Origin of the sequence: Corallococcus sp. CA054B (genome assembly GCF_003611625.1) — a bacterium.
GTDB classification, from domain to species: Bacteria; Myxococcota; Myxococcia; order Myxococcales; family Myxococcaceae; genus Corallococcus; species Corallococcus coralloides.
This window is the reverse complement of sequence record NZ_RAVY01000092.1, coordinates 12839-36250: the sequence shown is the minus strand read 5'-3', so window position 1 is coordinate 36250 and position 23412 is coordinate 12839. Positions and strand designations below refer to the sequence as shown.

The 23412-nt window shown below is 69.0% G+C and carries 15 protein-coding genes and 2 pseudogenes; 9 read left to right on the top strand and 8 right to left on the bottom strand.

What is annotated here, in order from left to right; translation table 11 throughout:
* The 4 genes and pseudogenes from D7V80_RS22300 to D7V80_RS22285 all read left to right on the top strand — a co-directional run.
* Positions 1-336 (top strand): annotated as a pseudogene (locus tag D7V80_RS22300) (molybdenum cofactor carrier protein); the annotation flags it as partial.
* 134 nt (positions 337-470) lie between these two features.
* Positions 471-872 carry a hypothetical protein gene (locus D7V80_RS22295; protein WP_120590068.1) on the top strand — a complete coding sequence of 134 codons (402 nt, stop codon included), beginning with the start codon at positions 471-473 and terminating at the stop codon, positions 870-872.
* An 18-nt stretch (positions 873-890) separates the two neighbouring features.
* Complete coding sequence (locus tag D7V80_RS22290; RefSeq protein ID WP_120590067.1) at positions 891-5192, top strand: AAA family ATPase; 4302 nt, start codon at positions 891-893, stop codon at positions 5190-5192.
* Between the two features lie 47 nt (positions 5193-5239).
* Positions 5240-6100, top strand: a complete 861-nt coding sequence (locus tag D7V80_RS22285; RefSeq protein ID WP_233585607.1) for an acyl-CoA desaturase — start codon at positions 5240-5242, stop codon at positions 6098-6100.
* Here the strand turns inward: D7V80_RS22285 and D7V80_RS22280 are convergent.
* Positions 6078-7493, bottom strand: coding sequence for a radical SAM protein (locus D7V80_RS22280; RefSeq protein ID WP_120590065.1), 1416 nt, complete (start codon positions 7491-7493; stop codon positions 6078-6080). The two genes, D7V80_RS22285 and D7V80_RS22280, sit on opposite strands and share 23 nt — an antisense overlap.
* 221 nt (positions 7494-7714) lie before the next feature.
* On the opposite strand from D7V80_RS22280, the gene D7V80_RS22275 reads away from it, so the two are divergent.
* Positions 7715-9502 carry a hypothetical protein gene (locus tag D7V80_RS22275; protein WP_120590064.1) on the top strand — a complete coding sequence of 596 codons (1788 nt, stop codon included), beginning with the start codon at positions 7715-7717 and terminating at the stop codon, positions 9500-9502.
* Positions 9503-9553: 51 nt separating this feature from the next.
* Here D7V80_RS22275 and D7V80_RS22270 read toward each other — a convergent pair whose 3' ends face one another.
* From D7V80_RS22270 to D7V80_RS22260, 3 genes are all read right to left on the bottom strand, one after another.
* Positions 9554-10579 (bottom strand): inorganic phosphate transporter, encoded by a 1026-nt coding sequence (locus D7V80_RS22270; RefSeq protein WP_120590063.1) that lies wholly within the window; start codon positions 10577-10579, stop codon positions 9554-9556.
* A 1-nt stretch (position 10580) separates the two neighbouring features.
* Positions 10581-11207 carry a DUF47 domain-containing protein gene (locus D7V80_RS22265; RefSeq protein ID WP_120590062.1) on the bottom strand — a complete coding sequence of 209 codons (627 nt, stop codon included), beginning with the start codon at positions 11205-11207 and terminating at the stop codon, positions 10581-10583.
* A 180-nt stretch (positions 11208-11387) separates the two neighbouring features.
* The gene (locus D7V80_RS22260; protein WP_014397545.1) at positions 11388-12050 is read right to left on the bottom strand and encodes a TenA family transcriptional regulator; all 663 of its coding nucleotides are present in this window, start codon (positions 12048-12050) and stop codon (positions 11388-11390) included.
* A 219-nt stretch (positions 12051-12269) separates the two neighbouring features.
* On the opposite strand from D7V80_RS22260, the gene D7V80_RS22255 reads away from it, so the two are divergent.
* Positions 12270-13154 carry a fatty acid desaturase gene (locus D7V80_RS22255; protein WP_120590061.1) on the top strand — a complete coding sequence of 295 codons (885 nt, stop codon included), beginning with the start codon at positions 12270-12272 and terminating at the stop codon, positions 13152-13154.
* Between the two features lie 70 nt (positions 13155-13224).
* Here the strand turns inward: D7V80_RS22255 and D7V80_RS22250 are convergent, their stop codons facing one another.
* Positions 13225-14658 carry a M28 family metallopeptidase gene (locus tag D7V80_RS22250; RefSeq protein ID WP_120590060.1) on the bottom strand — a complete coding sequence of 478 codons (1434 nt, stop codon included), beginning with the start codon at positions 14656-14658 and terminating at the stop codon, positions 13225-13227.
* Positions 14659-14934: 276 nt separating this feature from the next.
* Here D7V80_RS22250 and D7V80_RS22245 point away from each other — a divergent pair, with 276 nt between their 5' ends.
* On the top strand, positions 14935-15750 hold the full coding sequence (locus tag D7V80_RS22245) for a hypothetical protein (RefSeq protein WP_120590059.1): 816 nt from the start codon (positions 14935-14937) through the stop codon (positions 15748-15750).
* Between the two features lie 64 nt (positions 15751-15814).
* On the opposite strand, the pseudogene D7V80_RS42935 reads toward D7V80_RS22245, so the two are convergent.
* The 3 genes and pseudogenes from D7V80_RS42935 to D7V80_RS22225 form a co-directional block, all read right to left on the bottom strand.
* Positions 15815-16560 (bottom strand): annotated as a pseudogene (locus D7V80_RS42935) (IS5 family transposase).
* 118 nt (positions 16561-16678) lie between these two features.
* Positions 16679-19129, bottom strand: a complete 2451-nt coding sequence (locus tag D7V80_RS22230; RefSeq protein WP_120590056.1) for a transglycosylase SLT domain-containing protein — start codon at positions 19127-19129, stop codon at positions 16679-16681.
* A 209-nt stretch (positions 19130-19338) separates the two neighbouring features.
* Entirely contained in the window at positions 19339-20028 is a 690-nt protein-coding gene (locus D7V80_RS22225) for a DNA-binding protein (RefSeq protein WP_120590055.1), read from the bottom strand.
* 254 nt (positions 20029-20282) lie between these two features.
* On the opposite strand from D7V80_RS22225, the gene menA reads away from it, so the two are divergent.
* Together menA and D7V80_RS22215 are read left to right on the top strand one after the other, a co-directional pair.
* Entirely contained in the window at positions 20283-21209 is a 927-nt protein-coding gene (menA, locus tag D7V80_RS22220; protein ID WP_120590054.1) for a 1,4-dihydroxy-2-naphthoate octaprenyltransferase, read from the top strand.
* 283 nt (positions 21210-21492) lie between these two features.
* On the top strand, positions 21493-23403 hold the full coding sequence (locus D7V80_RS22215) for a hypothetical protein (RefSeq protein WP_120590053.1): 1911 nt from the start codon (positions 21493-21495) through the stop codon (positions 23401-23403).
* Positions 23404-23412 lie beyond the last annotated feature (9 nt).

Genomic DNA, 23412 nt, shown 5'->3' with positions numbered 1-23412 from the left:
ATCCCCGGCACCGTGGGCTCGGATGGCCGTTACCAGCCCCGGCCCGGCTACCCGAACACGGACATCGAAATCCCCATCTACACGCACCTGCCGCTCAGCGGGGAGCAGGGCACGGACCCCATGAGCCGCAACCACATCAACGTGCTGACGCCACATGCGCTGGTCGCGCTGCCCGGGGGCGCCGGCACTGCGGCGGAGGCCGTCCTGGCCTTGCGCTATGGCAAGCCGCTCATCCTCCACGGGCCACTGGAGGTGTTCCGGCGCTTCCCGGCGGAGGCCGAGCGCACCACCTCCCTGGAGCGGGTGGCCGAGTTCCTCCTGGCCGCCACCCGCTAGGCGGCAGGCGGGCTCAAGCAGGGCCTTGGCGGGGGGGAAGCCGCCCCACGGGGTGGCAAAAGATTCTAGGATGGACGGCGTGGGGAGGGGTGTGTGCCGCGGGTGCACGTCCGTCACCCATCACGTCCGCCATCATGATCAACCCCGACTATCCGCTGGCCAGCTGGTTCCTCGCGGTCTCCACCTCGGTCTTCCTGGTCGTCTACGCCTTGCCGTTGCTGTTCATCCCGCTGCGCTGGGCGCGGTGGTTCGGGTGGGAGCTGCCCACGGGCAACAACGACCTGACGGTCTACTTCGCGCGCTGCCTGGGCGGCCTGGCGCTGTCCGTCATCATCGCGGTGGTGCAGTTCATCCCGGACCCCAAGAGCCACCTGGTCATCTTCGAGCTCATCGGCCTCATCGGTGGCCTGATGACGGCGGTGCACATCTGGGGCGCGCTGAAGAAGCAGCAGCCCTGGACGGAGACGGCGGAAATCCCCCTCTACGGCGCCATGTGCCTGGGCGCCCTGTACCTGCGCTACGCCAACCTGTCCTGAGCGGAAAGCCCCTGACGGATGCCCTCCACGCAGCCCATTGATCCCGCTGTCGCGATGCTGGCGCCCTACATGCCGGCGGCCATCCTCGCGCGGCTGGGGAGCCAGGAGGCGGACGCACTGCCCCGGGCCGAAGGGGTGCGGGGCGCCATCCTGCTGCTGGACATCGCGGGCTTCACGCCCATCGTGGTGGGGCTGAGCGGCGCGGGCCCGCGCGGCATCGACGCGCTCCAGCGCCTGCTGACGAACTACTACACGGAGATGATCGACGTGGTCCGCGACCACGGCGGGGACATCTACCAGTTCGCCGGAGACTCCATCCTCGCGTGCTTCGAGGCCGCGCCCGCCGAGTCCGACACCGACGTCGTGCAGCGAGCGGCGGTGTGCGCGCTGCACGTGCAGCGCAGGCTCGCGCGCTTCGCCCGGCTGGAGCTGTTGGGCCAGCGCTTCGGCGTGTCGTCGCGCATCGGCATCGGCTTTGGGGAGGCCACCCGCATCGTGATGGGCGGCACCGGCCTGTGGATGCACCCGGCGCTCGTGGGCGAGCCGCTGGCGCAGGCGGTGGGCGCGGAGAAGCAGGCCACGGTGTCGGAGGTCGTCCTCAGCCCGCGCGCCTGGGCGGCGCTGCCGGAGTCCGCGCGCAAGGGCGAGCCGCGCGAGGGCGGCAACCACCGGCTGGCGCTCGACGCGCCGGTGGAGTCGGTGAAGCGCCCGCTGCCCGTGCCCACGGGCGGAGCGGAGCTGGTGGGCCGGTGCGCGCTGCTGCTGCACCCGGTGCTCTTCACGAAGATCACCACCGCGCACCAGGAGTTCGCGGGCGACTTCCGCGACGTCACCTGCTTCTTCGTGCGCTTCACGCACGCGCAGGCGGACACGGATCCGGACGCCTTCACCCGCGACCTCAACACCTACTACGAATACGTCCAGCGCGAGTCCGCCCACCACGGCGGCGTGCTGCTGATGACGGACTTCACGGACAAGGGCAACGTGCTCTACGTCCTGTTCGGCGCGCCCACCGCCCAGCAGAACAAGGAGGTGCTCGCGTGCCGGCTGGCCTGCAAGCTGCTCAAGGCCCGGGAGCAGTTCCCCTTCCTGGATGAGCTGCAGATCGGCATCGCCACCGGCCACGCCTACTGCGGCGACATGGGCTCGCCCACGCGCAAGGGCTACTCCGCACTGGGCGAGGTCGTGAACATGGCCGCGCGCCTGATGACGCACGGCGGACGCCAGGGCGGCGTGCACCTGTGCGCCAACACCCAGGCGCGCTCACAGCAGGGCGGCTTCGCCACGGAGTTCGTGGAGGACGCGAAGTTGAAGGGCGTCTCGCGCTCGGTGCCGGTGTACCGGCTGCTGGGAGAGACGCGCCGAGGCCTCTTCATCAAGGGCCGGGGCGACATCATCGGCCGCAGCCGCGAGCTCAACGTGCTGCACGAGTCGCTCACCGCGGCCTTCACGGGCCAGGGCCGCGTGAGCGTGGTGTCCGGCGAGGCGGGCATCGGCAAGTCGCGGCTGGGCGCGCGCGTGCTGGAGGACGCGGAGGAGGGCGGCGCCCGGGCGCTGTACGGCGTCTGCTACTCCTACGAGGCCTTCACCCCCTTCTTCCCCTGGAAGGAGGTGCTGCTCCAGGCCTTCGGACTGCACGACTCGGACGACACCGACGCGCAGCTCGCGCGCCTGCGGCAGGGGCTGGAGGGCCTGGAGGACGTGGGGCCGGAGTGGATTCCCGTGGTCGCGGGCATCCTCGGCATCGCGCTGGAGGAGACGTCCGCCACCGCGGGCATCGACGCGCGCCGCAAGCAGCAGAAGGTGTTCCAGATCGTCTTCCAGCTCCTGGAGAAGCTCAGCCGCGCGCAGCCGCTGCTGCTCTACTTCGAGGACCTGCACTGGGCGGACTACATCTCGCTCGACCTGCTCCAGTACCTGGCGCTGCGCGTGGGCTCGCACCGCATCATGGTGCTGGCGACGATGCGTCCGGGCGACCAGCTGCGCGGGCTGCGCGACCTGCCGGAGTTCGTCCCGGTGGACCTGTCGAGCCTGGATGACGAGGACACGCGGGCGCTCCTGCGCGTGCACCTGCGGCTGACACCGCCGGACGTCGCGCTGGAGGACCGGCTGCTCGCGAAGGTGCAGGGCAACCCGTTCTTCATCGAATCCATCGTGGAGGGCCTGGCGGAGCAGGGCTACCTGGGGCCGGTGGAGCCCGGCTCGCAGCGGATGGAGCTGAAGCGCGGCCTGCAGGACCTGCTGCTGCCGGACTCCATCCAGGACGTGGTGCTGTCGCGCATCGACCTGCTCAGCGAGACGGAGAAGCTGGTGGTGAAGGTGGCGTCCGTCATCGGGCGCATCTTCACGCTGGACGCGGTGGTGGCGCTGGTGCCCACCCTGGGCCACCGCGTGCTGCGCGAGGCCATGGACACGCTCCAGCGCCTGGGCCTCATCCTGCTGGAGACGGAGGAGCCGTACACCTGCCTCTTCAAGCACATCGTCATCCGCGACGTGGCCTACAACACGCTGCTGGTGTCGGCGCGTGAGGACCTGCACCGCCGGCTCGCGCGCTACCTGGAGGCCCGCGCCAACGACAACCTCGCGGGCTCCGCGGGTCTGCTCGCGTTCCACTTCCTCGCGGGCAACGTGGAGGACAAGGGCCTGGAGTACACGCTGATGGCGGCCCGCAGCGCGCGGGCGCAGTACGCGAACGACGACGCGCTCTACCACTACAACCGGGGCCTGGAGCTGCTCGGCACCGTCGTCCCGGTGGACCCGGAGGTGACGCTGCTCCAGACGCGCCGGGTGATGCAGGAGCTGGCGGAGACGCTGCTCCAGGCGGGCCACTACGCCAACGCCATCCTGATGTTCGAGCAGTGCCTGGTGGACGAGGAGGAGCCCGCGCGCCAGGCGGAGCTGCACCTGGGCCTGGGCCGCGCGCACCAGGAGAAGGGCGAGTCCGCGCTCGCCACGCAGCACCTGGAGAAGTCGCTGGTGCTGAGGGGCCGCAGCCTCCCGGGGAGCCTGCCCGCGCTGGGCCTGCGCACGCTGGCCAATCTCCTGCTGCGGGGGCTCGCGTCGCTGTTGCCCTTCATCCTGCGCCCGCTGCCGGCGGCGAGGCTGGGCAACTACCTGCAACAGCTGTCCACGCTCAACTCGCTCATCCGCATCTACTACTTCGCGGACATCACCAAGCTCACCTGGGCGACGCTGGTGTCCACCAACATGGCGGAGCGCTCGCGCAGCGACTACGCCAGGAGCCTGGCGCGCGGATACTACGGCACGCTCCTGTTCGGCGCGGGGCTGCTGGGCCGCGCGCGCTACCACTGCGAGAAGGCGCTGGAGTACGCGCGCCGCTCCAAGGACCCCGTGGCGGAGGGGCTCGCGCTCAGCCGCCTGGGCATCCAGGCCTTCTTCGCCAACGAGCTGGAGCGCGCGCGCACCTTCCAGGAGGAAGCCGTCTCCACGCTGCGCCAGGTGGGCGAGCGCTGGGAGCGCCAGACGTCGCTGATGATGCAGGCCACGGGCGAGTTCCTCCACTCGCGCTTCCGCACGGCGGTGGCGCTCTACGAGCAGATGGGGACCATTGGCGTGGAGCTCAACGCGCTGATGCACCAGGGCTGGGCGCACTCGTGGGGGCCCATGTGCCGCTACCTCATGGGCGAAGGCGACGTGGGCGAATTGTGCGCGGAGCTGGAGCAGGGGCTGCGCATCAGCGAGGAGGTGGCGGACCTGGCCAACCAGTGCGCCAGCCTCAACCACCTGGCCAACGTCACGGTGCGCGAGCACCAGGTGGAGGAGGCGGCGCTCGTCGCGGTGCGCTGCTTCAAGAGCATCTGGAGCTACCAGGTGCTGGTGCCCTTCCTCCAGGTGGGGCTGGTGGACGCGGCGGAGGCGGCCCTCTTCGCGCTGGAGGAGGGCGCCACGGTGGTGCCGCGCAAGGAGCTGCTCCGGATCGTCCGCCTGTCCTGCATCAAGGCGCGCGTCATCGCGCGGCTCTATCCGTACCTGAAGGGCCCGGCGCTGCGCGTGACGGCGCGCTCGCTGGCCCTGCGCAAGGGCCCGAAGGCCGCGGAGCCGGTGTTCCTGGAGGCCATCGCCGTCCTGGAGAAGAGCCCCAACCGCTGGGAGACGGGCGTGGCCTACTTCGACGCGGCGGTGGCCCTGCCGCACCGGCGCGAGGACTTCCTCGCCCGGGCGCGCGCCATCTTCACGGAGGTGGAGGCCCGCGCGGAGCTGCGCCGCGTGGACCGCTTCCAGGCCACGCTCCAGGCCCCACCGGCCGAGGCGCTCGTTCCGCCCCAGGCCTCCCAGGTCCGTGACGCCCGCGTGATGTGACGCGCCGGGCGCATTCCTTGTCCCGTCAGGCAGGGCCCCTAGACTGCGTGCTTCATCCTCGACCACCGCACCGGGCCATGATCACCGCGCCGCTCCGCTTCCAGCTCAGTCCCGTCATCGTCATCTACATGCTCGTGGTCCACGGGCTGGCCGCGCTGGCGTTCTTCCTGCCCTGGCCGCCGTACGCGCTGCCGGTGGCGCTGGCCGTGTACGTGTCCATTGGCCTGGGCACCACGGTGGGGCTGCACCGGCTCCTCTGCCACCGCGCCTTCGCGTGCCCCCGCTGGGTGGAGTACGCGCTGGTGACGGTGGCCATGCTCACGGCGCAGGGCAGTCCGCTGATCTGGGCCGCCAACCACCGGCTGCACCACGCGAAGGCGGACGCGGACGGGGACGTGCACTCGCCGGTGCGCGGCTTCTGGTACGCGCACATGGGGTGGATCCTCAACGAGGCCTCCACCGAAGAGGACGGCTGGCGCACCTGGTGCCGCGACATGGCGGAGGACGGCTACTACCACTGGCTCTTGCGCTACCGCATCGCGCCGCAGGTGCTGGGGGTGCTCTTCGTGGGGCTGACCTTCGGCTGGCGCACGGTGCCCGCGTACTTCTTCCTGCCCGTGGTGTGCTGGATGCAGAGCACCTACGCGGTGAACTCGGTGTGCCACGCGGCGTTCGGCCACCGCGTCCACGACACGCGCGACCTCAGCCGCAACGTGTGGTGGGTGAGCGTGCTCGCGCTGGGCGAGGGCTGGCACAACAACCACCACGCCTTCCCCGCGTCCGCGCGGCACGGTTGGGTGTGGTGGCAGTGGGACCCGGGTTGGCTCTTCATCCGGGCGCTCCAGGCCCTGGGACTGGCGTGGGACGTGCGCCTGCCGTCCCGGCTCAGGTCAGGACCTGCGGCGTGAGGCCCAGCGCGGGCATCCGCTCCGCGTCCCACGCCTCGATGGCATCCAGCCCCGCGATGTAGCGGCGCTCCGGGTTCTTCACCGGGTTGCGGATGCTGACGATTTCGGGCCCGGAGAAGAGGATGGTCTGCTTGTAGCGGGGCAGGTCGCTCATCATCAGCTTGGACGCGTAGTGCCGCGCGATGTTGGGCAGGCTGCCCAGCGTGCGGCACAGCCGCTGGAAGTGCTCCACCACCTCCGACGCGTGCATCTGCTTGGGCCGGTGGCACAGCGTGTAGCCGTCGTAGTCGCGGCTGGTGGTGCCGGGCAAGAGCCGGTCCTCGGCCTTGAGCTCGCGGAAGAAGGGCGTCTCCGGATACGGGCACACGATGCCCAGGAACGTGACGGAGAAGTACTTCAGGTCCGCCAGGTAGTCCGGCAGCCGGTGCAGGTACTCGTTGGTGTCGCCGTCCGAGCCGACGATGAGCCCGAAGGACAGCAGGATGCCTGCGGAGAAGACGCGGCGGATGACGGCGTCCACCTCCGACAGCTTGTTCTGGCCCTTGTTCATCGCCTTGAGCGAGTCCGGGTTGAGCGACTCCAGGCCGGTGTAGACGTAGCGGCAGCCCGCCTTCGCCATCAGCTTCACCAGCGATTCGTCCTTGAGCACGTTGAAGGTGAGCGCGCAGCCCCAGGTCTTCTTCAGGGGGATGAGCGCTTCGCACAGCGCGCGCAGGTACTTGGGCGAGCCGCCCAGGTTGTTGTCCAGGAAGACGAACGCGTCCCCCATCAGCCCCAGGAAGTTCGGGTTCCAGCGCATGCGCGTCTGGATTTCGTCGATGACCTCCGGAATGGGCCGGAAGCGGTAGCGCTCGTGGCCGGTGAGCACGCAGAAGTTGCACGTGAAGGGGCAGCCGCGCGACGCCTCGATGCCCGGCAGGCGCACCTTGTTGTGCGTGAAGTCGATGAGCTCGTAGCGGTATGGCCGGATGGCCGCGGCGCCCCGCGACGGCAGGCTGTAGCGGGGCTTGAGCTCGCCCTTCTCGAAGTCCGCGATGAGCGCGGGCACGTTGGACTCCGGCTCCCCGGTGATGACCGCGTCGAAGTACTTCGCCGCGTCGTCGGGGAAGTGGCTCGCGTGCCGGCCTCCCGCCACCGTCGTCATGCCGCGCTGACGGAAGAGGGTGGAGAGGACCTTGGTGTGCTCGTAATACGAGTGCAGGTACGAGAAGAAGACGAGGTCCCAGTGCCGGTCCAACGGCAGGTCCGCCTCCTTCTCGTTGAAGATCTCCACCTGCGCGTGCTCCGGGCACAGGCCCGCGATGAGCTCCGGCACGGAGGACTGCATGATGGAGGGTTCCTTGATTCGCAGCCGGGTCGGATGGGTGTACGTGGCGATGATGGCGATGCGCATGCGAGCGGGCCCGGCGGCGGCGCGGATGCAACGGGCGCTCGCGTTCGTGTTTTCACCTGCCGGACCGCGTCCCCCTTCGTCGGAGGAGGATCACCCGGAGTCCAGGCGCTGGCAAAGGATCTCCGTCGCGCGTGCCGCACTCTCCGCGTGTTTCCGGTGCCAGCGGACGAACCCAGGAGGACCTATCTCGTGTGGGGGGCGGGCTGATAGATCTTTGAAACATGGATACTTCACCTTCGCCAACCGCTCCGGGTTGGCCGTTTAAGCGTTACTTCTGGATTTCCATCGTCTTCGCGCTGGCGCTGGGCGCGACGGCGGTGCGCTCGGGATTCATGCCGGATGACTTCATCTGGCTGGGCGTCTGGGACAACATTCCGCCGCCCGCGCCGCTGGGCAACACGCACCTGGACGTGTACCGCACGGCCACGGGCATCCCGGAGCACACGCTGCGGCTGGCGGAGGCGGGCGTCTTCCCGTGGTGGGTGGAGCCCACCGTGCGCGTCTCGTTCTTCCGGCCCCTGGGCAGCCTGCTCTACGGACTGGATCACCTGCTCTACAACCGCGTCTCGGTGGCCTACCAGCTCCACTCGTTGCTCTGGTACGTGGGCCTGGTGGCGCTGGCGGGCCTGCTGTTCAAGCGCGTGCTGCCCACGGCGGTGGCGGGCGTGGCGATGGTCCTCTTCGCCATCTGGGGTTCGCACGCGGCGGTGCTGGGCTGGCTGTCCTACCGCAGCGTGGTGATGTCCCTGATGTTCGGCGTCCTCGGTCTCTCCTTCCACATCCAGTGGCGGGAGCAGGGGCGCAAGAACGCGCTGGTGGGCGCGCTGGTGTCCTTCACGCTCGCGCTCCTGTGCGGCGAGACGATGGTCATCCTCAGCCCGTACGTGCTGGCCTACGAGGCCTTCTCCGGCCCGGGGCAGGCGAAGGACAAGCTCAAGGGGCTCATCCCCTTCGGCGTGCTGATGGCCATCTACTTCGCGGCGTACCGGGCCATGGGCTACGGCGCGGGCGGCTCGGACATGTACCTGGACGCGCTGGGGACGCCCGTGGCGTGGTTCCAGGCGATGCTCGGGCGCGTCCCGGCCGCCATCGCGGGCCTGACGCTGAACGCGCCCCCGGACTTCATCTTCGACCAGTCCCTGGTGCCCCTCTTCACCCTCCTGGGCGCGGTGGGCCTGACGCTGTTCGCGCTGCTCGTGTGGGGCGTGTGGCCCCGGCTGGAGGCCGCGGAGCGGCGCACGGTGGGCTGGATGCTGACGGGCGCGTTCGTGTCCACGTGGCTGTCCAACTCCGCCTTCGCCGGCTCGCGCACGCTCATCGTGCCCAGCCTGGGCACGGCGGTGGGACTGGCCGTGGTGCTGCGCCACGCGTGGAAGGGGCGGGCGAAGACGTTCCGCGCGGGCGCGGTGCTGGCTGGCGCGGCGGTGATGGCCTTCATCCACGTCGTGGGCTCGCCTTACGTCTGGTGGCAGACCATGGACCAGTACTCCCAGGCGGACGCGCTCATGGGGCGCGTGCAGGCGCGCTACGAGGAGGCTTTTGACAAGACGAAGCTCCCCAACCAGCGCGTGGTGGTGCTCAACGCCCCCAACGGCATCGTCGGCATCTACGGCTCCGTGCGCTGGTGGTCCTCGGGCAACCCGCTGCCGAAGGCCTGGTGGGTGCTGTCCTATTCGCTCTACGAGCAGAAGGTGACGCGCACCGGCCCCAACTCGCTGGAGCTGTCGCTCACCCAGGGCGGCCACTTCCTGGACTCCGTGGAGGAGCGCATCCACCGCGCCGCGCGTCACCCGGTGCGCCAGGGTGACGAGTTCGACATGAAGGGCATGAAGGTGAGGATTGAAGAGGCGGACGCGCAGGGCCCCACGCGCATCTCCTACACCTTCGACGTGCCGCTGGAGGACCCGTCGCTGAAGCTGGTCCAGTGGCAGAACAAGAAGGTGGTGCCCTGGGTGCCGCCGGCCGTGGGCGGGCCGTCGTCGGCCCTCAACGTCCGCGTCGTCCAGTAGGGCAGCCGCGGGTGGCGCGGGGGACTCACTCCCCCGCGCCCGGGGCTTTCTTCAGCCCACCATCCGGACGACGGCCAGCGTGATTCCGTAGACGAGGACGGACACCAGCGCGGCGGCGGGGATGGTGAACACCCACGCCCAGATGATGCGGCCGGCGGTGCCCCACTTCACGGCACGCCAGCCGCGCGTGGACCCCACGCCGACGATGGCGCCGGTGATGGTGTGCGTGGTGGAGACGGGGATGCCCAGCTCCGCCAGCGCGATGATGGTGACGCCGCCGCCCGTCTCCGCGCTGAAGCCGCCAATGGGCGCCAGCTTCGTGAGGCTGTGGCCCATGGTGCGGATGATGCGCCAGCCGCCGAAGAAGGTGCCCAGCGCGATGGCGGCGTGGCAGGAGATGATCATCCACCAGTCGATGTGGAACGGGCGGTCGCGCCAGATGGTGCCGAAGAGCACCACCGCGATGATGCCCATGACCTTCTGCGCGTCGTTGGTGCCGTGGCTGAAGGAGAAGATGGCGGACGACACCAGCTGCAGCCGGCGGAACCAGGTGTCCACGCGCAGCGGCGTCTGACGGTGCACCGCCCAGGTGCTGGCCAGCATCATCCCGATGCCCAGCGTCATGCCGATGAGCGGCGACAGCACGATGAAGGCCGCGATGCGCGCGATGCCGCTGCCCACCAGGCCCTCGAAGCCCAGGACGGGCAGGGTGGCGCCAATCATCCCGCCCGCCAGCGCGTGCGACGACGACGAGGGCAGCCCCCACCACCAGGTGAGCAGGTTCCAGACGATGGCGCCCATCAGCGACGCGAAGATGACCATCAGCACCGCGGTGGGGCCGGCGGCCCGGAGCATCTCGAAGTTGATGATGCCCTTGCCCATGGTGTTGGCCACGTGCACGCCGCCCGCGAAGGCCGCGATGAAGTTGAAGAACGCGGCCCAGGCGACGGCCAGGTTCGGAGACAGCACGCGCGTGGACACCACGGTGGCGATGGAGTTCGCCGCGTCGTGGAATCCATTGATGAAATCGAAGATGAGCGCGACGGCGACAATGGTGACGACCGCTGCGAGCAGCATCTCAGGAGTGCTCCAGCACGACGCCTTCGATGACGTTGGCCACGCCCTGGCACTTGTCGGTGGCCGTCTCGATGAGGTCGTAGATCTCCTTCCACTTGATGATGGTCAGGGTGTCCACGCCGCTCTTGAACAGCCGGCCCATGCCCGCGCGCAGGACTTCATCCGCCTGGGTCTCCAGGCGCTTGATCTCCATGCAGCCCGCGAGGATCTGCTCCGGCTTCTTGATGAGCCGCAGCGCCGCGACGACCTCCTGCACCTTCTGCGTGGAGAGCACCAGGAGCCGCGACAGCTCCGTGGCGTCCGCCCGGGTGGACTCAATCTCGTAGTAGAGCAGCCGCGCCGCCGCCGCGTTGGTCAGGTCCAGCACGTCGTCGATGCGCGACAGGAGCGTGTGGATCTGCCCCCGGTCGAACGGGGTGATGAACTGCTGGTGGAGCCGGTTGAAGGCCGTGTGGGTGACCTCGTCACCCTTGTGCTCCACGTCCTTGAGGGCCTGGACGCGCGTGGGCACGTCCCGGAAGTCGCTCAAGAGTTCGTGCAGGAGCTTCGCTCCCTCGACAGTTCTGGCGCATTGCGCGTCGAAGTCGTCGAAGAACTCGTCCGACTTCGGCATCAGCTTTTCGAGCATGGGGATCTCCCTCGGCGCCTGGAGGGACAGGAGCTATCCGCCGCGGGAGGGGGTGGCGCCTCTAAGGGGGGGGTGACACTCCCGTGACGCGGGAGTGACTACCCTACCTGGAGAGATTCGCCAGTGTTCCGTACGAAAACGTACGGATTCCGGGGGGTTGCGCTTGACGCGAGGAGCCGCTCAGACGACGCGGTTGCGCAGCTCCTCGAAGAATCCCACCCACAGCTGCCACATCTCTTCCGCACCGCGGGTGATGGTGGCCAGCTCCTCGTCCGTGTACGCGAGCCCCATGGTGTGGCCGGCCGTCTCCACGTGGTCCGGCTCCTGCTTCACGTGGATGTCCACCCAGGGCAGGGCCTTGAGGCCCGTGGTGCGGCGCACCAGCTTGCCCAGCTTGGCCACCATGGTGAGGTCCGCCACCTCCGTGCCGTAGAGGAAGCCCAGCCCCGTGAGGTGGCTGTCCGTGGAGCGCTGGTACCCGTCGATGAGCCGGCGCGTCGCGGGCGTCATGTCCGCCTCGGACACGCCCGCCTTGGTGAAGCCCGCGTCCGTCATCGTCTGGATGAAGAAGCGCTCGTGCGCGCGCGCCGGGTCTCCCTCGCCCACCTCCTGGTTGAGGATGTGCGTCACCGCCGTCTTCATCTCCATCTGCGGGCAGACGGCGATGAGCTTGCCCAGGAAGGTGGGGAAGTAGTGCAGGGGGTGCCACCACTGACCCAGGACCAGCTCCGCCTGGTCGCGGCTGAAGGCCTTCTCGTCCACCACCTCGAAGAACCGGTGCTTGATCAGCTGCTCACGGTGGGAATTCTTCGCCAGTGCCGCCTCGATGGTCTGGTTCCGCATTGCCGCCTCCAGGTTGGTCCAAAAGGGCTGGGTCGGCGTTTATCACAAAGCAGGTCTGTGATTCTTGGAAATGTAGAAAGACAAGTTCAACGCGACTACATGGTTTACCGCCAGTGTGGAACGTGCAGGCAGGCAAGGGTGGGCTGTTCGGCATGGGGGCTGACAGCCTACAGTTGGAAAATAGGCATTTTCCCCCTGGCCCCCTTGTACGGAAGACGCATGACCCTGTTCCGGCACCCTGAAGATCGCATCCCGGTCCTGATGTTCCTTGGCGTCTTCGCGCTCGACATGACGGTGTTCCTCACGGCGCGCAGCTGGTGGGTGCCGGTGCTGTGGTTCGGGCTGGGCATCATCCCCAAGGGATGGATCTGCTCGTGGAACCACCACCACCAGCACCTGTCCTTCTTCAAGCACGCGCTGCCCAACCGCCTGCTGGAGATCGTCTTCGGCTTCCAGACGGGCGTGACGTCGCAGGCGTGGTTCCTCCACCACGTGCTGGGCCACCACAAGAACTACCTGGACCAGACGCAGGACGAGTCGCGCTGGAAGCGGGATGACGGCTCGACGATGGGGGAGGTGGAGTACTCGCTGGGCACGGCGCTGACCGCGTACCCGCGCGCGTTCCAGGTGGGCAAGAAGCATCACCCCAAGGCGCTGCGCACGTTCGTCTGGATGGCCGTGCTCCAGGTGGTTCTGCTGGCGGGCCTGTTCTGGGTGAACCCCTACAACGCGCTCTTCGTGTTCCTCCTGCCCATGCTGGCGTCGCTCTACGTGACGACCTGGGCCACGTACTTCCACCACGTGGGGCTGGACACGGCCAACCACTCGGAGGCCTCGTACAACATCCTCCACAAGGGCTACAACCTGATGACGGGCAACCTGGGCTACCACACCGCGCATCACACGCGGCACGGGCTGCACTGGTCCAAGCTGCCGGAGCTGCACGCGCAGCTGGCGCAGGAGATCCCCGCGAACCTGTACCGCCAGCCGGGCATCCCGTTCGTGTGGCGCGGCTCCGAAGAGAAGCTCGTGCTGAGCGACCACGAGGTCGCCGCGCTCTCCGGCAGGACCGTGGAAGGCAGCGGGGAGACGCTGGCCGCCTAGCGGTCCCGCGGTCCCCGCTGGAAGCTCCCGCCGGAAGGGCTCCTTTCCGGCGGAAGGCGGCCGCGGTCAGCTACTTCGGCGGCTGCTGCGGCTCCGTCGTGCGGTTCGCCGCGATGTTGATGACGTTGAGGAGCAGGTCCTTCACGCGGCGGGGCTTGTTGCCGCCGTTGTCCTCGATGATCTTGTCGATGTCGTCATCCTGCCGGTGGTACTCGGGGATGAGGTCGCCGCCGCCCTCGGGGTTGGACAGGCCCTCGAAGAGGAAGAGCACGTCCTCGCCCTTGCGTCCGAAGGACGCGCCGTCCTGCCGGTCGCGGTAGACGTTGATGTCGCGGTTGATGCGGTCGAACGGATCCGCCAGCTGCTGGTTCGCCTGATCCACCACGTCGCGGAAGTAGTTGGGCTGGCCCTTGGTGTTGGTGTCCACCACGGACAGGCGCTGATCATCCCAGCGGCCCACCATGTCCGTGTTGATGACGCCGGCGATGTTCTTCAGCTCCAGGCCGGGGATGGGGTGGTCCACGAAGTACTGGGAGCCCACCAGGCCCTTCTCCTCCGCGCCCGTCCAGATGAAGAGCACGGAGCGGTCCAGCTTGCCGTTCTTCGCGGCCTCCGCCAGCTCCGGCACCGCCGCCATCAGCACCGCGCTGCCGGACGCGTTGTCGTCCGCGCCGTTGAACGGGTTGCCCTTGCGGTCCACGCCCACGTGGTCCAGGTGGGCCATCACCACGATGACCTCGTCCTTGTGGGGGCCGGTGCCGGGCAGCATGGCCATGGTGTTCACCGCCTGGCCCGTGGCCGTGGCCACCTGCTTGAGCTCCTCCACGCTGCGCTGCTTGCCCGCGCGCGCCGGCACGATCGACTGGCCCGCCGCCTTCATCGTCTGCTCGTACTGCTGGTTGAGCTTCTTCAGCGTGTCCTTGGGCATCTTCTCGTCCAGGTAGAAGCCCTCCTGGAACAGGGTGTGGCCGAACTCCTTGTGCTCGGCGTGCCCGGCATGGGCCGCGCCGGCCGTCTCGCCCGCCTTGTCCGCGCCCAGCCACGAGTAGACGTTGAACCGCTGCTGGAAGGGGTTCTCCGGGTTGTTGATGTTGGGCCCCACGAGCCCGTACTTCTCCGCGTGGGCCTGCACGTAGACGGAAGCGGCGTCCAGGCCCGCGGAGGGGCTGTCACGGCCCTGCAGCGCGTCCGAGGCCAGGTACTCGAGGTGCGTCATCGGATCCGAGTCGGCCGAGACGGGCGGCTCGGTGGGCGCCTCCGGCGGCACGGGCGTCGTCGGCGCCGGCGTCGGGGTGGTGGGCGCGGGCAGCCCCAGGATCGGCGGCGGCGCGGGCAGGCGCGGCAGCTGGCCGGGCGCGGGGCGCGTGCTGCTGGAGGACTCGAAGCCGTCCTTGAACGCGAGGGGGCGGTTCCGGGCCTTCGCCTCCGTCGTCCGGGCGTCCTGCGAGGACAGCCGCGAGACGGAGGTGAGGGGACGCGAGCTGTCGTTGATCTTCGATGCCATGGTGGGGTGTCCGGGGGGCAGGAACCGCGCTCCCCAGATTATCAGCCGAACCCCCCGGGGAGTTGTGCGTCACGGCAAATTTCCGCCCGCGAGTGCGACGTCCTGACGCTCCGTGTGAGACCGGCCTTGCTACAAATCACATGTTTCATGTGACTCCCAGCGCTACTCCGTTTTCTCAATCATTGAATGGCCCGAGTGAAACAGAAGGACTCGGGGTATTGGCGCGAGGGGTGCAGTGGGGCCGCGTGCAGTCCACCCCACACGATGAGGTAGCGGATGCATCTGAAGATCACGGGTTCCCTGCTGGCTTCCATGCTGTTGAGCATCACGGGTTGCGCGGGCGGTGCCGACGACGGCCAGGCCTCCGGTTCCCTGAACGCCCAGGAAGCCGCGGCGACCCAGTGCGTGAAGAAGTTCGAGGGCATCACCAGCTGCGCGCTGGGCCGCGCGAAGGTGGAGGCCGTCGCGGATGGGCTGGCGGTGTCCAACCTCACGACCCAGAAGGACGGCGTCTCCAGCAGCTTCACGAAGGCCGTGAAGTGGGAGCAGCGCGTGGCGGCGAGCCTGGGTGCGCAGGGCGGCTACCAGCTGGCCGCGCGTGATGGCGACCAGGTCGTCAGCACGCTGAAGGTGACGCCGGGCCGCGAGGCGAACACGGTCAACATGCTGCCCTCGTTCACGGGCTCGCCGGGCGGCTCCGCGTACCGGATGAACATCTACCGGGGCGGCGTGCTCCAGGGCTCCAGCCACCAGCCGGCCGGGCTGATGATCACCTTCACCAACTGGCGGGACTTCCTCCGCTGGGCGGAGATGCACCTCCACTTCCTGAACGACTTCGACATCGACGGGCTGTCCACCGGCTCCGCGGAGACGAACGTGGGCGCGTGCGTGTGGCGCGTGGACTCGGAGAAGACCACCTTCACCGTGAACATCGACGGCAAGTCCATCACCGGTGACTCGGTGGAGTTCATCGAGACCGTCGCGGATGGCGCGTACCCGTACCGTCACTTCACGGGCATCGACACGAACGCCATCGCCGGCGAGTACACCATCCGCTCCGAGTCCATCACCCAGCCCACGGGCGCGAAGTAGTCACGACCGCGCCGGACGGGGATGCGCTTCCCGTCCGGCGTGAGCCGCTAGGGGCTGTCCCTGATTAACGCAGCCAGAGAAGCATGGATGCGACGTGCAGGACGGCGAGGTAGCAGGTCGCTGTCTTGTCGTAACGGGTGGCAGCGGCGCGAAAGCATTTGAGGTCGTGGAAGAAGCACTCCACCCGGTAACGAAGCCGATAGAGGGTGCGGTCCAGAGGTGGAGTCTGCTTGCGGCTGGGATGGGGATGGATGACGGGCTTCATCCCCACCTTCTGGGCGTTGGCGCGAATGCGCTCGGCGTCATAGCCGGTGTCCGCGATGAAGGCGTCGCCTTCGGCGTGCACCAGCAGTTCCTCGGCCATCGTGGACTCATGCTGCTGTCCGGCCGTCAGCGCGAGGTGGAGCGGCTTACCGCCCGTCGTTGTGACGGCGTGAACCTTCGTTGAAAAACCTCCTCGAGAACGCCCCAGAGCATTGCTTCGGACCCCCCTTTTCCGCCCGCGGCGTCCTGATGCGCCCGGACGACGGAAGCGTCTGCCAGCGAGCCGAGCTCATCCACCGGAAGTCGCAGGGCCTTGAAGATGGATTCCCAGCGCCCGGCTTGCGCCCAGCGGTGGAAGCGGTTGTAGACGGTCTTCCAGTGGCCGAATCGCTCCGGAAGGTCCCGCCATTGCACCCCAGTCTTCACGCGCCAGATGACGGCGTTGATGAAGTCGCGGTCCCCTCGCTTCGAGGGTGGGCCGCTCCGCGAGCCCAGCAAGGGCTTGATGCGGCTCCACTCAGCATCGCTCAGTTCATGTCGGCGCACAGTCAGCGTTGAGCATGCCTGACGCTGGCTGGCAACCTCCTATGCCCCTCAAGGCCGGGTCCAACGCCGGTGTTTGATCCACCAGGTTGATTTTCGGGCCGGAGATCAGGGACAGCCCCTAGCGTCTCCCGGAGACGGAGGACGTGGGCGTCGCCACGTTCTTGCCGCTGCCGCCCACGCCCGTGGCGGGGCTCATCGTGGGCGTGCGCACGGCCTCCAGCGGCGCCTTGCGGGCGGGCGCGAAGGAGGCGGGGACCTCGTTGGCGTAGAGCAGCTTGTAGGCGCTGTAGCTGCTGAGCACGCGCTTCACGTAGTCGCGGGTCTCATCGAAGGCGATGTGCTCCACCCACTCGTCCAGCTCCGCCTGGGGCAGGGCCTTGCGCCAGCGCTCCACCGCCGCGGGGCCCGCGTTGTAGGCGGCCACCGCGTAGGCGGGGTTGCCGTCGAAGTGCTTGAGCAGCGAGCCCAGGTACGCCGCCCCCAGCCGGATGTTCGGAGCGGGCTGGAGCAGCGACGACATCTCGAACGACGCCAGCTTGAGCGAGTCCGCCACCGCCTGCGCCGTCGTGGGCATCAGCTGCGCGAGCCCCAGCGCGCCGGTGGACGAACGCGCGCGCGGGTTGAACCGGCTCTCCTCTCGGATGAGGCCCTGCAGGAGGTCGGGGTCCACGCGAGCGGCCTTTGAATAGCTCTGGATGAGCGGCCGGAACGCGAGCGGCCACGTCGCCTCCCACACCGGGCGGGACGCGGCGCTGAGCGGCCCGGCGGCCTCCTGGCGCAGCGTCACGCGAGCCACCTGCCGCGTGGCCCGGCCCCGGCCGGTGCGGCGCATGGTCTGGTAGAGCAGCCGCGCGGGCGCCTCCGCCAGGCCGCGCGTGTCCACCGCGAGCAGCTCCTCCACCACGCCCGGCTGTCCCAGGCGCAAGAGCTCCACGCCCGCCGCGAAGCGCGCATCCTTCTGGAGCGGGCCCGGGGGCAGGGGCCAGACCTCGTCGTTGGCCGGCGCGGCGGTGTTCACGGTCTTCGCCATGGCCGGTTGCGCGGCGGTCTCCGTCAGCCGCGCCAGGCGCTCCGGTGCGTGCTGCGCCAGCCGCGTCCGGGACAAGAGCCCGTACCAGGCCGTGGGGCGCTCGGTGGCGATGAGCTCGTAGCGCGCGAGCGCCGGCTCCAGCGCGCCGGCGTTCTCCTGGGTCCGCGCCTGCCAGTAGCGCGCGCGCCAGAGGGCGTCGTCGGTGCGCGCGGACTCCGGCAGCTGCTCCACCGACATGAGCGACGCCAGGCCCGGCTGCGTCTCGCCCTTGCGCAGGTGCAGCCAGAAGGCGCGGAAGAGGGCCTCGGCGGCGAAGTTGCCGGCGGGGTAGCGCTTCGCCAGCGCCTCGTAGTTCTCCAGCGCTTCGTCCGCGCGGCCCAGGCGCTGCTGCGTCCAGGCCTCGAAGAACAGCGCGTCGTCCGCGTAGCCGTGCTCCGGGTAGTCCCTGGCCAGCGTGGCGTACGTCTCCACCGCCGCCTCCGGCTGCACCACGGACTGCGAATAAGCGAGCAGGTACAGCGCCTGCGGTCGCTGCTCGGGCGACAGGCACTCGCGCGCCACGGGCTCCAGCACCTGGATGGCGCGTCGGTGCTGACGCTCCTTGCGCAGGGCGCGGCCCAGGGTGAGCTGGGCGCGGCAGGCCAGCTCGTCCGGGAGCTCCGCGCGGGGCCCTGAACGGGCCAGCATGTTCATGGCGGCGACGTTCTGGTGCAGCTCCACCAGCGCCTCCGCGCGACGCACGCGCCACTTCATGGGCAGGGGCAGGTCGCGCAGCAGGGCCTTCGCACGGTCCGCCTCCGGCGACAGGGGCGCGGTGGCCCAGACCTCCAGCAGCGCCCGGTGCTCGGCGTTGTACATGCCCTGCGCGCGCGCCAGGTCGCAGTACGCGAGCAGCGCCTTCATGCGCAGCGCGTCCGGCCCGCGGGCCTGCCGGTTGTCGATGAACTCCTGGAGCGCGGCCAGCGCCTCGGGGATCTTCAGCTGGCGCTTGAGCACGCGCGCCATGGTGAAGCGGGCCTCCGGATAGAGCGGGGAGCTGGGGCTCACCTGGCCATACTGCTCCGCCGCGCGCAGCGGCTTGCGCAGCCGTTCATGCGACTGCGCGGCCTTCATCAGGCAGTGGTCGCGCAAGGGGACGTAGTCCTCCGCCAGCGCGGTGAACTCCGCGGCGGCGGTGGCGAAGTCGCGCGCGAGGAACGCGCTCTGTGCCTGGAGGAAGCGGCCGGGCAGGGAAGGGGGAGACTCCGTCGCGAGCAGCGCCCGCGCGGACTTGTACCGGCCGCGGTCGAACTCCGCCTTCGCCTTCGCCAGCAGGCCTTCCGCGAAGTAGGAGGACAGCCGCTCCGGGCCGAAGGCCTCCGCCGTCACCTCGTCCTGGGAGGGCTGCGCCGTGGGCGTGTCGAGCAGGGCCTCCAGCTTCTCCTCCGACATCACGTCGCCGGAGTCGTCCTCGTCCGGTGCCTGTGCCCACGTGGTGCCCGGGGCCCACAGGCCCGCGCACGCGAGCAAGACCGCTGCTGTTCCTCGAAGTCCGTCCATGCCAGCCCTCGTTCGTCCGCCAGGGACCCGGATGGATTGGCACTGCCCGTGAGCTTGGAACCTGCCCGCCTGTCCGCTTGCCAGGCTCGCGTTGGCTTTCGTGCATCCGCTCCCAGGCACACATCCGGAGCGCTGCACGAAAGCCAACGGCCCGCGGGCCCTGCGTCTGGCGTCTGGGGTGCTACATACCCAGGGGCGCCTGCCTGCTGTCAGGGCGCGGCGTTCTGCACCGAGAGGTCGCTCGGCATGCGGGGCGCCACCTCGTAGGTCGTCTCATACTGCGCGGCCAGACCCGCCACGGCGATGCGCTGTCCCACGCTGAGGGCCTGGAGCGCGGCCTTGTCGAAGCCGCCGGAGACGTGGACGAACACCTGCACCTCGCCGGTGCCGTCGTCGATGTAGAGCTTGTAGCCGTAGGGCGAGTCGTCCTGGAACGCCTGCGTGATGGCGCCGCTCACGTGGATCAGCTGGCCTTCCACGGACTCGTTCACACCGCCGGTGGTGACCTCCTTGGGCGACACCTGCTCCGTGCCCGACTTCAGCTCCACGTCCCCGGGCACGCTCTTGAGGATGCGCAGCTGGTTCTGCTCATCCAGCCTGCCGGTGACGCGCACGCGGGCGCCTGGCTCGAAGGACAGCTTCTCCTCCAGCTTGACGTAGATGCCGCCGGTGTCGTCCTGGATGGCGAAGCCCTCATCGCCCAGGGCGGAGGAGAACGCACCGGGCGCCACGGTGACCGAGCCCTCCACCGTCACCTCCGAGCCGTTGGAGCGCGAGCGCGCATCCTCGATGGAGAGCACCGGCTGACAGCCGGCGAGCGCGAGCACGAACGCGCCCAGCAGCGTGAGAGCGCCCCGGCGCGAAAGGGGAGGGGAGGAAGGGAAGGAGGTCGGGTTCATGGCCGCCTTCTAGCATCCAGTGCACAGGGATGGCTTGAATTTCTGATTGTTCTCGAATTTGCCCGAGATGGGACTGGCATCTGCCTTTGTGTCGCATCGAGGCCGGGCGGGCTGTCGACACGCTGCGTCTGCGACAGAGCGTGGAGGCATGCGACGGGTGATACATGAGGAGAACCGATGTGAATCATTGGCTCCTCTTGCGATCCGCGGGCCTGTAGCTTTACCGTGCGCCTGCTGCCCTCCCCCGGACATCCATGGCCACTCCGAGTCTCCCGTCGTCGAGTGTCGCGGTCGAAGAGAAGCCCTCGCTGGCCCGCATCTGGTGGGTCGCGCTGCGTCCCAAGACGCTCACCGCGTCCATCGCGCCGACGCTGGTGGGGTGGGCCTTCGCCCACGTGGAAGGGAGCTGGCGGCCGGTGCCGGCGCTGACCTTCCTGGTGGGGTTCATGCTGGCGCAGATCGTCAGCAACCTGGTGAACGACTACTCGGACTTCGAGCGCGGTGCGGACACCGCGGCCCGGCTGGGGCCCGCGCGCGTCACGCAGAAGGGCTGGCTGACCTCACGTGAAGTGGCGGGCGCCGCGGCCCTGGCCTTCACCGGCGCCGCGCTCGCGGTGCTGCTCCTGACGCAGGCGGGGGGGTGGCCCGTGCTCGTGGGCGGCGCCGTGTGCCTGGCGGGCGCCGTCCTCTATTCGGCGGGCCCCGTGCCGCTGGGCTACATGGGCCTGGGGGACCTGCTGGTGCTGCTCATCTCCGGCCTGCTGGGCGTCACCGGCAGCTACGGGGTGCTCACCCACCACCTCTCCGGTGACGTGGTGCTCGCGGGCCTGTCCATGGGGCTCATCGCCGCGGGCATCCTCGCGGTGAACAACCTGCGCGACCGTGAGACGGACGTGCTCGCCGGCAAGCGCACGTTGGTGGTGCGCTTCGGCCGCCGCTTCGGCCAGTGGGAGTACACGCTCGCGGTGGCGGGGGCGTTCGCGCTGCCGCTGATTGCCTGGGCGCTGTCGCCCGCGCATCCGCGCGCGTGGCTCTTCACGCTGGCGGGTCTGCCGTTCGCGGCGGTGCAGATCCGCGCCATCTGGCGCGAGGACGGCGGCGCGCTCAACCCGCACCTGGGGCGTACCGCGGGGCTGGGGCTGGTGTTCGCCGTGCTCCTGTCCGCCGGCCTCAGCCTCTGACGGCTCTAGAACCGGACCGTCGTTGGCCGCGCCCATCCGACGCTCTGAGTCACCCGCCCGCGGGGCTCATTCCTCTCGTGCGATCTGCGGTCCACGAATTGCGCGGACTCTCATAATGTGGTCAGTTCGAACCGATGAGGTGTTCTCCTCCCAACCCTTCCCAAGCCTCACCGTCTCCGCATGGCGGAGCGTTGGCGGCGTCGGGAAGGGTGGGTCGCGTGGGCCAGCGCGTGAGGACACCTGCTCCCTTTCCTCCCCCTGACTCCCCCCGGCCTCGTCTTCCATGAACCGCTCAATCCTGCTGAAGAGCGCGTGGTGCGCCCTGCTGGTGCCCCTGCTGTCCTGCAACCTCCTCAAGGTCACTGATGACGAGGGGTCCACCACGGGCCGTGGTGCCAAGCGGTTCGACCCGTACCAGGGCCTCAACTCCGGCGCGATCCGGCTGAGCCTCCAGTACATCAACGGCTGCGCCTTCCTGCCCAACGGGCAGATGGTGGCGAAGAACAGCGTGACCGGCTCGTACCCGGACATGTGCATCACGCCGCTCGCGCAGAACCCGCTGACGCTGTCGCCTCCCACGGGGACGCTGCAGATCCTGTCAGACACCCAGTACTTCCTGAACCAGTTCTCCGTGTCGGAGACCGTGGTCAACCAGCACAACAACCCCAACGACCAGACCGCCGCGCTGGCGTGGATCAAGAACGAGTCCGTGTTCGCGGGCCTGGACTGGACCAACGTCAACCAGGGCCCGGACGAGTGGAGCTTCTACAGCCTCGCGGGCGCGGTGGAGGACTGCTGGACCCGCGAGGTGCAGTTCGGCAACGCGAACTGGCAGAAGGTGAAGGACGACACCATCACCGTGGAGGTGCTGGACGAGACGGGCACCCCGCGCGCGAGCCAGACGTACCTGCGCTCGGAGCTGCTGGCCTCCTCGCCCTACGCCGGCCACAGCCGCTTCTCCTGGCGGTCGGAGAACCTGAAGCCGCCGCGCTTCCCCGGTGACAAGGACCCCGGCACCGTGACGGGCTTCACGGGCGGCCTGGACCAGAGCGCCGTCACGCGCACCGTCGCGCGCGTGGACTGGGTGGGCAGCACCAACCCCTTCAAGGTGCTGCGCGTGCCGCGCCTGTCGGGTCCCGGCGCGCTCAAGGCCACCTGGAGCCAGCTGCCGGACAAGCCGTTCTTCTTCCCCGTCACGTACATCATCCCGGATGACCGCCCGTCCACCTGCACCGACGACGCCGGCAACCCTGTGCAGTGCAGCCCGGGTCTCGACTCGCGGCTGGTGTTCTCGCCTCCGAAGGAGGGCAGCTTCTACAAGCCCGGCGAGGACGTGAGCGTCTACGTGGACCTGCGCGACAGCGCGGGCGCGCACCTGCACTCGCGCGACCTGTTGCCCAGCGCCCGGGAGATCATCGGCGGCCAGTCCAACGGCATCCAGACCTTCGTTCCCAACGTCATCGCGACCGTCATGGAGAACGACTCCATCTCCAACGTGGCCGTCGCCGGCCCCATCCAGGACCTCCAGGTGCTGGGCAACCCGAGCGACAAGCCCCAGTTCTTCGCCCGGCCGTTCCCGTTCGCCATGCTGGATGACGCCACGCTCACCGGGATTACGCCGGGCCTCATTGATTACAAGTGGCCCACGCGCCAGACGTTCACGCTGCCCGCGAACGCGAAGCCGGGCACCTACGTGGCGCTGGTGAAGTTCAACCGCGCGTCCATGGGCGAGCGCGTCGCCAAGCTGAACCCGTTCTTCTTCCAGGTGGGCCAGGACGAGCCGACGACGTACCCGGGCAACGTGGGCAACTGCCAGCTCTGCCACCGCGGCGTGCTGTCGCTGGACAACCTGCGCCACGGCCTGTCGGTGGACCACATCGAGAGCTGCAAGGTCTGCCACCACTACGACACGGACACGGTGGGCCGCACGCAGGAGATGGTGCACCGCATCCACATGAACTCGCCCAGCTACCCGGCGAACCGCGCGGACTGCACCGTGTGCCACCTGACGCGCAAGAGCACGGAGCGTCCCAGCCTGTCGCTGTGCGGCTCGTGCCACATCTCCCAGCACGGGGATGAGTTCTTCCAGATCGCCTTCAACCAGCGCGGCACGCCCAGCCGGTTCGGCAACTGCGCGCAGACCTGCCACGGCGGCGACCAGCTCCCCGCCAGCCACATCCTCCCCGGGAAGTAGGGGAAGCAA